The sequence below is a fragment of the Streptomyces toyocaensis genome (assembly GCF_000725125.1).
Lineage (GTDB): Bacteria > Actinomycetota > Actinomycetes > Streptomycetales > Streptomycetaceae > Streptomyces > Streptomyces toyocaensis.
The window spans coordinates 553,488-566,277 of record NZ_JFCB01000001.1; the positions used below are offsets into that span (position 1 = coordinate 553,488).

Genomic DNA, 12,790 nt, shown 5'->3' on the forward strand with positions numbered 1-12,790 from the left:
GTCAGTTCACTTCCTGCGTTCGCGGTAGGCGGCCACCAGCGCGGCCGTGGACGGGTCGAGGCCGGGGACGTCGGCGCCTGTGGTGAGGGCCGGTTCGACGCGCTTGGCGAGGACCTTGCCGAGTTCGACGCCCCACTGGTCGAAGGAGTCGATGTTCCAGATCGCGCCCTGTACGAACACCTTGTGCTCGTACAGCGCGATCAGCTGGCCGAGGACCGAGGGGGTCAGTTCGGTGGCCAGGATCGTGGTGGTGGGGTGATTGCCCCGGAAGACGCGGTGCGGTACCTGCTCCTCGGGCACGCCCTCCGCCCGCACCTCGTCGGCGGTCCGGCCGAAGGCGAGCGCCTGCCCCTGCGCGAACAGGTTGGCCATCAGCAGGTCGTGCTGTGCCCCGAGCTCGTCGCCCAGCCCGGCGACCGGACGGGCGAAGCCGATCAGGTCGGCCGGGATCAGCTTCGTCCCCTGGTGGATCAACTGGTAGTAGGCGTGCTGCCCGTTGGTGCCTGGCGTGCCCCACACCACCGGCCCCGTCTGCCAGGCGACGGGGCGGCCCTGGCGGTCCGCCGACTTGCCGTTGGACTCCATGTCCAGCTGCTGGAGGTAGGCGGTGAACTTCGACAGGTAGTGCGAGTACGGCAGCACCGCGTGCGACCCGGCGCTCAGGAAGTTGTTGTACCAGACCCCCAACAGGCCCATCAGCAGCGGGGCGTTGGCCTCGGCCGGCGCGTTGGCGAAGTGCTCGTCGACGATCCTGAATCCGTCGAGCATCTCCCGGAAACGGTCCGGGCCGATGGCGATCATCAACGACAGGCCGATGGCGGAGTCGAGGGAGTAGCGTCCGCCGACCCAGTCCCAGAACTCGAACATGTTCGCCGTGTCGATGCCGAAGTCCGTGACCTTCCCGGCGTTGGTCGACAGGGCGACGAAGTGCCGGGCGACCGCCCTCTCGTCGCCGACCGCGTTCAGCAACCAGGCACGCGCAGAGGTGGCGTTGGTGATCGTCTCGATCGTGGTGAACGTCTTGGACGCCACGATGAACAGGGTCTCCCCGGGATCCAGGTCGCGCAGCGCCTCGTGCAGGTCGGCGCCGTCCACGTTGGACACGAACCGGAACGTCAGACCGCGGTCGGTGTGGGCGCGCAGCGCCTCGTACGCCATCGCCGGGCCGAGGTCGGAGCCGCCGATGCCGATGTTGACGACGTTGCGGATGCGCTTGCCGGTGTGGCCGGTCCACTCGCCGGAGCGGATCCGTGCGGCGAAGCCGGCCATCCTGTCGAGCACGGCGTGCACGGCCGGAACGACGTTCTCCCCGTCGACCTCGATCACCGCGTCCCGCGGTGCGCGGAGGGCGGTGTGCAGCACGGCACGGTCCTCGGTGACGTTGATCCTCTCGCCGCGGAACATGGCGTCGCGCTGGGCGAAGACGCCGGTGGCCCCGGCGAGTTCCAGCAGCAGGGCGAGCGTCTCGTCACCGACCAGATGCCTGGAGTAGTCGATGCGCAGGTCGCCCACGTGCACGACGTACCGCTGCGCGCGGGAGGGATCGTCGGCGAACAGGGCGCGCAGGTCCGGGTGCGGCAGGGTGTCCGCGCGGTGGTCCTCCAGGGCGGTCCACTCGGGGCGCCGGGTCGGCTCGGGGACGTCAGACATGGGCGGGGGCCTCCTCGGTGGCCTCGCCGCGCAGGGCGACGGCGTACATCTCGTCCGCGTCGAGGCGCCTGAGCTCCTCGGCGATCAGCTCGGAGGTGGGACGGACCTTCAGGGCCAGCCGGCGCGGGGGCTGGCCCGGCAGGGTCAGCGTGGCCAGCGGGCCCTCGGGCCGGTCGATGACGACCTCGCCGTCCTCCGTGCCCAGCCGGACCGCCGTGACGACCGGCCCGGCGCTCACCACCCGGTCGACGGTGACCCGCAGCCGTGCCTCGAGCCAGCGCGCCAGCAGCTCGGCGGCCGGGTTGTCCGCCTCGGCCTCCACCGTCGCCGAGGTCACCGCGGCCCGCGCCTGGTCCAGGGCCGCCGCCAGCATGGAACGCCACAGGGTCAGCCTGGTCCAGGCGAGGTCGGTGTCGCCGGGCGCGTAGGTGCGCTTCCGGGCCTGGAGCACGCCCATGGGGTTCTCGACGGCGTACAGGTCGGTGATCCTGCGCTGGCCCAGCGCCCCCAGCGGGTCCTTCGCGGGGTTCTCGGGCGCGTCCGCCGGCCACCAGACCACCACCGGCGCGTCCGGCAGCAGCAGCGGCAGCACCACCGAGTCGGCGTGCTCCGACACCTCGCCGTACGTCCGCAGCACGACCGTCTCCCCGGTGCCCGCCTCCGAACCGACACGGACCTCGGCGTCCAGCCGGGAGTGCGTGCGCTCGCGTGGAGTGCGGGTGTGCCGCTTGATCACCACCAGGGTGCGCGAAGGGTGCTCGTGCGAGGCCTCCTCGGCCGCCTTGATCGAGTCGTAGGCGTTCTCCTCGTCGGTGACGATCACCATCGTCAGGACCATGCCCACGGCGGGGGTGCCGATGGCGCGTCGGCCCTGCACGAGCGCCTTGTTGACCTTGCTTGCCGTGGTGTCGGTCAGGTCGATCTTCATGGCCTGCGCCAGCTCCGTCCGTCTCGTGCGAGCATCTCGTCGGCTTCGGCGGGGCCCCAGCTGCCCGACGTGTAGCGCGCCGGCCGGCCGTGCGCCGCCCAGTACTCCTCGACCGGGTCGAGGATCCTCCAGGACTCCTCCACCTCCTGGTGCCGGGGGAACAGGTTGGCGTCTCCCAGCAGGACGTCCAGGATGAGCCGCTCGTACGCCTCGGGGCTGGACTCGGTGAACGACTCGCCGTAGGCGAAGTCCATGGTGACGTCCCGCAGCTCCATCGAGGTCCCCGGCACCTTGGAGCCGAACCGGACCGTCATGCCCTCGTCCGGCTGGACGCGGATGACGACCGCGTTCTCACCCAGTTCCTCGGTCGCGCCGGAGTCGAAGGGGGAGTGCGGCGCCCGCTGGAACACCACCGCGATCTCGGTGACCCGGCGGCCGAGCCGCTTGCCGGTGCGCAGGTAGAAGGGCACGCCCGCCCAGCGGCGGTTGTCCACCGCCAGCTTGATCGCGGCGTAGGTGTCGGTGGTGGAGGCCGGGTCGATGCCCTCCTCCTCCAGGTACCCGCGCACCTTCGCACCGCCCTGCCAGGCACCCGCGTACTGCCCGCGCACGGTGTGCCGGCCGAGGTCGTCCGGGAGCCGCACGGCCCGGAACACCTTCAGCTTCTCGGTGAGCAGCGAGGCCGCGTCGAAGGAGGCCGGCTCCTCCATCGCGGTGAGCGCCATCAGCTGCAGCAGGTGGTTCTGGATGACGTCGCGGGCGGCGCCGATGCCGTCGTAGTAGCCCGCGCGCCCGCCGATACCGATGTCCTCGGCCATGGTGATCTGCACGTGGTCCACGAAGGACCGGTTCCAGATCGGCTCGAACAACTGATTGGCGAAGCGCAGCGCCAGGATGTTCTGGACGGTCTCCTTGCCCAGGTAGTGGTCGATCCGGAAGACCTGCTCCGGCTCGAACACGTCGTGCACGATCGCGTTGAGCTCGTGGGCCGACCTCAGGTCGTGGCCGAACGGCTTCTCGATCACCGCGCGCCGCCAGGAGCCCTCTGGGGCGTCGGCCAGCCCGTGCTTCTTGAGCTGCTGGACGACCTTCGGGAAGAACCTGGGCGGTACGGAGAGGTAGAAGGCGTAGTTGCCGCTGGTGCCCCGGGAGGCGTCCAGCTCGTCGACGGCCTTGCGCAGCTGCTCGAAGGCGTGGTCGTCGTCGAAGTCGCCCGGGACGAACCGCATGCCCTCGGAGAGCTGCTGCCAGACCTCCTCGCGGAACGGCGTCCGCGCGTGCTCCTTGACCGCGTCGTGCACCACCTCGGCGAAGTCCTGGTCCTCCCAGTCCCGGCGGGCGAAGCCCACCAGCGAGAAACCGGGCGGCAGCAGACCCCGGTTGGCGAGGTCGTACACGGCCGGCATCAGCTTTCTGCGGGACAGGTCGCCGGTCACCCCGAAGATGACCAGTCCGGAGGGGCCCGCGATCCGGGGCAGCCGGCGGTCCCGCGGGTCGCGCAGCGGATTGGACCAGCCGGCCGGGGGCGCGGGAAGGGCGGTGAGGGTCTCCGCCGGCTGTTCCGGCGCGGTCGCACCGGTCGCCGGGGCGCCCGCCATCGCGGCCGTCCCGTCGGGGGTGCCCGTCCCCGCTCCGGTCGTCTCGTCGGTCATGTGGCGTCAACTCCCTTGCTGTCGGGCGACTTCGTCACCGCGTCGACCAGGTCCTGCCCGGCGTCCCGGAAGGCCGCGAGGCCCTCGTCCCCCCGCTGCCGCACCACCTCGTCGCAGGAGAGGCCGAGCCGCTCGACGGCGGCCGGATCGGCGTGTCTGGACGTGAGCGCCGGTCACGGTGTCGCTCCGGACCGTCCCGTGGCCGACGGCGGCCCGCAGCGTGGCCCCGGTCATCGTGACGACGGTCCCGGGTGCGGCCGGCTCCTCCACGTACCGGGTGTCCTTGTGGGCGGGATCCATCACCCCGGTGGACGCCCGCAGCGGCCGCTGCTTGTCGGCCCGGGCCCCGCCGGCCGGCGCCGGCCGGCGCTCACCCGAGGAGAACCGTTCGTACTCCTCGTGGGCGAGCCGCGCGTCCGCCAGGGCCGCCCGGCCCCGCAGCGCGAGGGCCTCGCCCGTGTCCGGCACCGTCAGCCGTTCGTCGCTCTCGTTGCCGACGGGGGAGACGGGGAAGGAGCCGACGGAGTGGACAGCGGCCAGGCCGAATCCGGCGGCGTGTGCCCGCTCCAGGCCGGCGAGGTGGGCGTCCATCACCTCGGGGTGGCGCTCCGGGGAGAGGACCGGCGTGACAGTGACGCCGATCCCGGTGCCGATCACCTCGGTGACGGCGGGGAGGCCCGCCGCGGTCGCCGGGACGCCGATCAGCACGTCGGGCCGGTCCACCAGCCGGGAGAGGCGTCTCGCCTTGGTCACGGGGGCCGCCGTGTCGTGCGCCGGGCGCGGGTCGGCCCCGAGGCGGACCCGTCCGTCCCGGCCGCCCGTCGCCTCGTCCACGGGCCGCAGAACGTCGGCGGCCGCCCGGACGTCGGTGGTGGTCGTCGTCCGTACGGCCTCGTCAGGGGTCGCGCCCCGCACAGTGGGGCCGGCGAGTCCGCCGGAGCCGAGGTGCTCGCGGGACAGGTCGTCGAGCCACACCGAGACGCCCGCGTCGGGCAGCCGTGTCAGGGCTCCCGCGCCCGCCGTTGCTCCGCTCACAGTGATCATCTTCTCTCTCGCGATGGCGTCAACCGTGCGCGCCTACGGCTGATTCCCCGGTGACTCCGTCGTCGGGGCGAATCCGTACTCGCGTGAACGGGTACCACGTCAGCCCCCTCCGGACGCGAACGCTGGTCCGTTCGGGGCCGGTCGGGCCGGGCCGCACCACCTCCCACGGAAGCGTGTCCACCATTAAGTATGACTTTTAGGGGGCGAGGGGCCACCCCCCTCTGGCGGCCCCTCGCCCGGCGGCGGGTACCGCGGAACCGCTCCGGTCATGCGCATGGCCTTGCGCAAAGAGGGACGGACATGCGGAAGGGGGCTCCACACGCGTGTGGAGCCCCCTTCGTCAGCCGGCCGCGGGGAACCGGGTGCGGGGGTGGGCCGGTGCTATGAAGGCGGACCGGTCGACATCCACGAAGTCCGCCGGCCCGCGCTCACACCGCTGTCGGCACGCGTGGCCGGGACTCCTCCCCGGGTTCCTCCCGCAGGCCGAAGCGGTCGTGCGCCCGGCGCAGGGGCCCCGGGGCCCACCAGGCGCGCCGGCCGAGGACCGCCATGGTGGCCGGGACCAGGAGCATCCGGACGACCGTCGCGTCGACGAGGACGGCCAGGGTGAGACCGAGGCCGATCTGCAGGATGGGCGAGAACCCGCCTGTCATGAAGGCGCCGAAGACCACCGCCAGCAGCAGCGCCGCGCAGGTGACCACCCGTCCGGAGCGGCGCAGCCCGGCCACCACGGCCTCCCGGTCGTCGCCGGTGCGCTGCCGGGCCTCGCGCATCCGGGCCAGGATGAACAGCTCGTAGTCCATGGCGAGTCCGAACGCGATCGCGACGATCAGCGGGGGCGCGGTGAGGCTGAGCGCGCCCAGCCCCTCTGCGCCCAGCAGCCCCGCCAGATGGCCGTCCTGGAACACCCACACGACCGCGCCGAGCGCGGCGCCCAGACTGAGCAGGGTCGTCGCGATGGTCCGCAGCGGCAGCAGGACCGAGCCGGTGAACGCGAACAGCAGCAGGAAGATGCCGGCCAGGACGGTCACGGCCGCCCACGGCCCCCGTTCCGCGAGCATCGCGCGGAAGTCGACGAGCCGGGCCGCGGTGCCCGTGACCTCGACCGGCTCGTCGCCGCGCACCTCCCGTACCCGCTCGACCAGTTCGGTCGCCTCCCGGCCGTCGGCCCCGCCCGGCGGCGGGATTTCGATCACCGCGGCGCCGCCGGGCAGTTCACGCGTTCCGGCGCGCGGCGACAGCGCCCGGATCCGGTCGGCGGTGGCCGCGTCCGTGCCGGGCCCGACCACGACGGTGACCGGCGAGACCCCGGTGCCCGGCGGGAAGTGCCCGGCGACGGTGTCGTGCAGCCGCCGGGCCTCGGTGTCCGTGGGCAGCTGCCGGGCGTCGCCCACGGCGATGCTCATCCCGGACACGGGCAGCGCCATGACCAGCAGCGCCGGGACGACCACGGCCAGGACGGCGACCCTGCGCCGCGCCGCGAACCGGGCGACGCGGGCGAAGAACCGGCCCTCCTCGCCGCGCTCCGGTGTCTTCGCCGGGGGGATCCGCCCGCCGAACCTCGCCAGCAGCGCGGGCAGCAGGGTCAGCGCGGCCAGCATGTCGATGACGACCACGGCGGCGACCGCGAGGCCCATGCTGCGCAGGAACACACTGGGGAACACCAGCAGCCCGGTCAGGCTGACGGCCACCGTGAGCCCGGAGAACAGCACCGTCCGCCCTGCGGCGGCGACCGTGCGGTGCACCGCCTCGACGACGTCGTCGGTCTGCCGGCGCTCCTCCCGGAACCGCACCAGCATCAACAGGGCGTAGTCCACGGCCAGTCCGAGGCCCAGCATCGTCGTCACCTGGATCGCGTACACGGAGATGTCGGTGACCTCGCTGAAGACGAACAGGGCCAGGAAGGCCCCAGCGATCCCGCTGACCGCGACGATCAGCGGCAGCAGCGCCGACCGGAGCCCGCCGAACACCACGAGCAGCAGCGCGAGAACCACCGGCAGGGAGATCAGCTCCGCGTTCCTCACGTCCTCCTGGGCGCGCTCACCGAGCTGCTGCCCCAGCAGCGGGCCGCCGCTCACCCGGACGTCGGGCGCTTCGATCTCCCGGATCCGGTCGGCCGCCGCGTCGAGCGTGCGTTCCTCGGCGCCGTCGTCCAGTCCGCCCGTCAGCGTGACGGGGATGATGAGCGCCTGCCCGTCCTCGGCGGTCAGGCCGGGCGTGGTGTACGGGTCGGGCACGGCGGCCACCCCGGCGACCTCCCGGACGTCGGCCACCGCCCGCTCGACGTCGGCGCGCAGCTCCGGGTCCGAGACGGCGGTGCCGGACACCACGCCGGTGACCGTCTCGCCCGCCGGATCCACCCGGTCCAGGTACTGGGCGGCCGACTCCGACTCGGTCCCGGGCACTTCGGGCACATTGTCGGAGAGCCGCGCGAAGACCCCCGTTCCCAGGCCGAAGCCCAGCAGCAGCAAGAGCCCCCACAGGAGCATCACGGTCAAGGGGCGGCGGGTGGCCGCCCGGGCGAGTGCGGAAAGCACGGTCCCTCCCGGCGTGTGATGGTGCGTCGACACGCCTCAGACTCGCGCCGGAGGGCGGGTCGGCGGATCGCCGGAGGGAGCGGTTGGCGGCCCTCGCCCGTACGGGGGAGACGGCCGTCCCCCTCACTCCTCAGGGGGAGCCGGGCGTGGTCAGCCCCGTCTCGTACGCGCAGATCACCGCCTGCACCCGGTCCCTGAGACCGAGTTTGCTCAGCACGTTGCTCACATGCGTCTTCACGGTGTGCTCACTGACGAACAGGGTCGTCGCGATCTCCGCGTTCGACAGCCCCCGGGCCAGCAGCCGCAGGGTCTCCACCTCGCGGGCGGTGAGCGCGTCCAGGCGCCGCGGGGTCGCGGCATCGGCCGTGGCGCGTTCCCGGCGGCGCCGCACGATGTCCGCCACCAGCCGCCGCGTCACCGCGGGCGCGAGCAGCGAGTCACCGGCCGCCACCACCCGCACCGCGTGCACGAGGTCGTCCCGGCGGACGTCCTTCAGCAGGAAGCCGCTGGCACCGGCGTACAACGCCTCGTACACGTACTCGTCCAGGTCGAACGTGGTCAGCATGACCACCTTGCAGCCCGACTGCGCGCACACCCGGCGGGCCGCCTCCAGACCGTCCATCACCGGCATGCGGATGTCGAGCAGCAACACGTCCGGCGTGTGCCGGCGCACCGCCGCCACGGCCTCCTCGCCGTCACCGGCCTCGGCGACCACCTCGATGTCGTCCTGGGCGTCGAGGATCATGCCGAAGCCGGCCCGGACCAGCTCCTGGTCGTCGGCGACCACCACCCGGATACTCACCCGAGGGCCCCTTCCCGGTCGGCGGCCGCGGGCAGCCGTACGACGACCCGGAACCCGCCGTCCGGGCCGCTGCCCGTCTCGGCGCTGCCGCCGCAGGCCGCGGCCCGCTCCCGGATGCCGATCAGCCCGTGGCCCCCGGCCTGCCCGGACGTGCCCCGTCCGTCGTCCGTCACCGTGAGGGTCACCTGGTCCTCCGCCCAGTCCAGCTCGACCACCGCGCGGGAAGCACGGGCGTGCTTCACGGTGTTGGTGAGCGCCTCCTGGACCACACGGTAGGCCGCCACCTCGGTGTCCGTGGACAGCGGGCAGGGTTCGCCCCTGGTGCGCAGCTCGGTGCGCAGCCCCGTGGAGTCCTGGACCCGGCGGACCAGGCCGGGCAGGGCCGTCACGCTCGGCTGCGGAAGCCGCCGCCCCGTCTCGTCGCCCGGCCGCTCCTCCTTCAGCACACCGAGGATGCGGCGCAGTTGGGTCATCGCGTCCCGTCCCGTCGCCGCGATGGTGTCGAACGTCGCCTCCGCCCGCTCGGGATCCTTGCGCACCACGACCGGCCCGGCCTCCGCCTGCACGACCATCAGACTCACCGCATGCGCCAGGATGTCGTGCATGTCCCGGGCGATCCGGGCCCGTTCCTCGGCCCTCGCCCGCGCGGTGTCCGCGGCCCGCTCCCGCTCCAGGCGGCGTGCCCGGTCCTCCAGCTCCGTCGTGTAGGCGCGCTGCACACGCGCGAGCATCCCGAGGGCGTAGGCGCAGACGAGTCCCATCAGGTGGAAGGCGTACTCGAAGGGCTCCTTGTCCGTCTGGTGCTGCATGGTCGTGACGACCCCGATCACCCAGCCCGTGAGCATCATCCTGCGCTGCCAGGGACGGCCCACGGTCGCCAGGGTGTACAGGACGACCATCCCGCCGTACATCACGTCGGGCGGGGGCGCGTGGTAAAGGGCCTGCGCCGGGGTGGCGGCCGTCACGGCCCACGCGGTCGTGCAGGGGGCGCGCCGCCGCCAGACCAGCGGTACGGCCGTGGCGGCTCCGAGCAGCCAGCCCTGCCAGGTCAGCGGGTCGTCGCCCTCGTCGGGAAAGATCCACTGCAGGGAGACGGCGAACAGCACGAGCGAGGCGAGCGCGGTGTCGAGGGCGTACGGATTGACCGGACGCCAGCGGGTGACGACCGTCGAGAGGGCGGACCGGAGGGACATGAGCGGCTCCTCGGGGCAGGGGCCGTCCCAGTATCACGAGGGGCCCGGACCCGGTCCTCACCGGTGAGAGGGATTTCGAGCACGGAAACGAAAGGCGACGGTCCGTCCCCGGCCGGTGGGCCCCGCTCCCGGAACCGGCGCCCCTCGACGAGAATGCCGGTGATCCGCCGGCCGCCCGCGGAGGCGAGCGTGGCCCGGTCGGGCGGCCCGCCGTGGGGCCGCCTCGCGAGTAGGGTCGTCCTCGTTCGTCGTGGTGGGAAGGGTGCGGACGTGAGGCTGACGATTCTGGGCGGCGGAGGGTTCCGCGTGCCGCTGGTGTACGGGGCGCTGCTCGGGGACCATGCCGAGGGGCGGGTCACCCGGGTCGTCCTGCACGACGTGGACGCCAGCCGGCTGCGGGCGATCGCCCGGGTCCTGGCCGAGCAGGCCGCCGGTGTGCCCGACGCCCCCGAAGTGACCACGACCACCGACCTCGACGAGGCGCTGCGCGGCGCCGACTTCGTCTTCTCGGCCATCCGCGTCGGCGGCCTGGAGGGCAGGGCGCACGACGAACGCGTCGCCCTCGCCGAGGGCGTGCTCGGCCAGGAGACGGTCGGCGCGGGCGGCATCGCCTACGGTCTGCGCACCGTGCCCGTCGCCGTCGACATCGCCCGCCGGGTGGCGCGCCTCGCCCCCGACGCCTGGGTCATCAACTTCACCAATCCGGCCGGCCTGGTCACCGAGGCCATGTCCCGCCACCTCGGCGACCGCGTCATCGGCATCTGCGACTCACCGGTCGGACTCGGCCGCCGCATCGCCCGGGCGGTCGGCGCGCGACCGCGGGAGGCGTGGATCGACTACGTCGGCCTCAACCACCTCGGCTGGGTGCGCGGCCTGCGGGTCGGCGGCCGGGACCGGCTCCCCGGCCTGCTGGCCGACCCCGCCCTGCTCGGTTCCTTCGAGGAGGGCAGGCTCTTCGGCCTCGACTGGCTGCGGTCCCTGGGCGCGATCCCCAACGAGTACCTGCACTACTACTACTTCAACCGTGAGGCCGTGGACGCCTACCGGCGGGCCGAGCGGACCCGCGGCGCGTTCCTGCGTGACCAGCAGGCCCACTTCTACGCCGGGACGGACGACCCCGGCGTCTCCGCCCTGGACCTGTGGGACCGCACCCGCGCCGAACGCGAGGCCACCTACATGTCCGAGAACCGGGAGGCGGCGGGCGCGGGTGAACGCGAGGCCGACGACCTGTCCGGCGGCTACGAGAAGGTGGCCCTCGCCCTGATGCGGGCCGTCGCCCGCGACGAACGCACCACCCTGATCCTCAACGTCCGCAACCGCGGCACCCTCTCGCCGCTCGACGCGGACGCCGTGATCGAGGTGCCCTGTCTCGTGGACGCCAGTGGCGCCCACCCCGTCTCCGTGGACCCGCTGCCCGGCCACGCCACCGGACTGGTCTGCGCCGTCAAGGCCGTCGAGCGCGAGGTGCTCGCCGCCGCCCGGTCGGGCTCCCGCGCGACGGCGGTGAAGGCGTTCGCGCTGCACCCGCTCGTGGACTCGGTGAACGTGGCCCGCCGACTCGTCGACGGCTACACCGCCGTCCACCCCGGCCTCGCCTACCTGGCGTAGCCGCCACCGGCAACGTCTTCGGGCCGGCCGGTCGCCCCCCGTGACAGCGGCCGACCGACCCGAGCCCCCCGGCTCCCCCGTGCTCCCCCCTCGGCGGCTTCCCCAGTCGCCTGCACCATCTAGAGCACCGGGACCGGCCCCTGATACACCCCCGGCGAAAAATTCCCGGGGGAATTTCTCACGAGCGTGCCCCGGTCGCCGTCCTCGGCTCCACGGACGCCGCCGGAGCGGGTACGGCAGCCGGCGCGGACACGGCCGCCTGCACCTCCGCGTGCCGCTGCGGCAACGGCAACGGCACCGGCAGCAGCGGACGCGGACCGGCCACCACCGAGTAGTCCTGGCCGAGGAACGGCGGTACCAGCTCGCCCGGGTCGTCACCGAGCGCCAGCCGCACGGCGGCCCACGGGGCGTTCACGCCGCACAGCGACAACTGGTGCAGCCCGCCCGCCGGACGGGTGTTGACGTCCATGAGCACGGGCCGACCGCCGAGCATCCGGAACTGGATGTTCGACAGGTGGTGCAGCCCGAAGCCCTCCGCGATCCGCCGCGCCGGCTCCAGCCACTGGTCGTCCAGGGTGAAGCCCCTGCGCCGGCCGTTCTTGGTGCGTCCCACCGCCATCCGGACGCGATTGTCGGGCCCGGTCAGGCAGTCCACCGACACCTCGGGCTGCTCCAGCCGCGGCATCACCAGCCAGTCCACCGGCTCCTCGGCCTGCCGCACGGCGTCCAGCACCAGGCCGAGCGGCACGTACGGGCTCGGGAAGCCGCTCAGCTGCGCGAGCGAGAAGGGAGCACGCGTGATCATCCGGAACCCGACCCCGCCCGCCCCGGAAGCGGGCTTGAAGCAGGCCAGGTGCCCGCGCCCCTCCAGCTCCTCCACCGCCGCGACGAGTTCGTCCGCGCCCCGCACCCGCCACCACGGCGGCACGGGCACCCCGATCGCCTGGACCGCCTCGTAGGCGATCACCTTGTCCTGGAACACGGCCACCGCCTCCGGCGGGGGCGCCAGCAGCGCCGTACCGACCGCCTCGAACTCGGCGCGGTGCGCGACGATCGCCGACTGGTGCAGCCGGGGCACGAACACGTCGATGCCGCGGCGCTCGCACTGAATGAGCGCGTACTCGACGTACGCGGCCGGGGACAGGCCCTCGGGCTCCAGCTCGGCGGTGTCCGCGGCGGCCAGCACGGGGGAGTCGGGGTCGCCGTGGGTGGCGTGGATCTCGACGGCCCGGTCGCTGGGATTTCTCCTCAGCTGATCCATGAAGAACACGTTCTCCGCGTACGTGCGGTTGAGCCAGACGCGTACGCGAGAGACCATGCAGGCCGCCTTTCACGGTTCGCGGGCAGGGCTCAGCGGCCCGTTGCCCGGGCAGAGG

Annotated in this window: 8 protein-coding genes and 1 pseudogene; 1 reads left to right on the forward strand and 8 read right to left on the reverse strand. The window is 73.2% G+C overall.

Annotated elements, in window-relative coordinates; genetic code table 11:
• Positions 1-6: 6 nt before the first annotated feature.
• The 7 genes and pseudogenes from pgi to BU52_RS02335 form a co-directional block, all read right to left on the reverse strand.
• On the reverse strand, positions 7-1,650 hold the full coding sequence (gene pgi / locus BU52_RS02305; protein WP_037926921.1) for a glucose-6-phosphate isomerase: 1,644 nt from the start codon (positions 1,648-1,650) through the stop codon (positions 7-9).
• Positions 1,643-2,578 carry a glucose-6-phosphate dehydrogenase assembly protein OpcA gene (gene opcA, locus BU52_RS02310; protein WP_037926924.1) on the reverse strand — a complete coding sequence of 312 codons (936 nt, stop codon included), beginning with the start codon at positions 2,576-2,578 and terminating at the stop codon, positions 1,643-1,645. The genes pgi and opcA overlap by 8 nt, the downstream gene beginning before the upstream one ends.
• A complete protein-coding gene (zwf, locus tag BU52_RS02315; RefSeq protein WP_037926927.1) occupies positions 2,575-4,230 on the reverse strand; it encodes a glucose-6-phosphate dehydrogenase in 1,656 nt (551 codons plus the stop codon). The genes opcA and zwf overlap by 4 nt, the downstream gene beginning before the upstream one ends.
• Positions 4,227-5,274 (reverse strand): annotated as a pseudogene (locus BU52_RS02320) (transaldolase family protein). The gene zwf and the pseudogene BU52_RS02320 overlap by 4 nt, the downstream one beginning before the upstream one ends.
• A gap of 428 nt (positions 5,275-5,702) precedes the next feature.
• Positions 5,703-7,811: an MMPL family transporter gene (locus BU52_RS02325; RefSeq protein ID WP_037926929.1), complete on the reverse strand. Its 2,109-nt coding sequence runs from the start codon at positions 7,809-7,811 to the stop codon at positions 5,703-5,705.
• 130 nt (positions 7,812-7,941) lie between these two features.
• Entirely contained in the window at positions 7,942-8,613 is a 672-nt protein-coding gene (locus BU52_RS02330; protein ID WP_037926932.1) for a response regulator, read from the reverse strand.
• Entirely contained in the window at positions 8,610-9,806 is a 1,197-nt protein-coding gene (locus BU52_RS02335) for a sensor histidine kinase (RefSeq protein ID WP_037926936.1), read from the reverse strand. The genes BU52_RS02330 and BU52_RS02335 overlap by 4 nt, the downstream gene beginning before the upstream one ends.
• Positions 9,807-10,076: 270 nt before the next feature.
• Here BU52_RS02335 and BU52_RS02340 point away from each other — a divergent pair, with 270 nt between their 5' ends.
• Positions 10,077-11,414 (forward strand): 6-phospho-beta-glucosidase, encoded by a 1,338-nt coding sequence (locus tag BU52_RS02340; RefSeq protein ID WP_037926939.1) that lies wholly within the window; start codon positions 10,077-10,079, stop codon positions 11,412-11,414.
• Between the two features lie 178 nt (positions 11,415-11,592).
• Here the strand turns inward: BU52_RS02340 and BU52_RS02345 are convergent, their stop codons facing one another.
• Positions 11,593-12,732: an ATP-grasp domain-containing protein gene (locus tag BU52_RS02345; RefSeq protein ID WP_037926942.1), complete on the reverse strand. Its 1,140-nt coding sequence runs from the start codon at positions 12,730-12,732 to the stop codon at positions 11,593-11,595.
• Between the last annotated feature and the right edge of the window lie 58 nt (positions 12,733-12,790).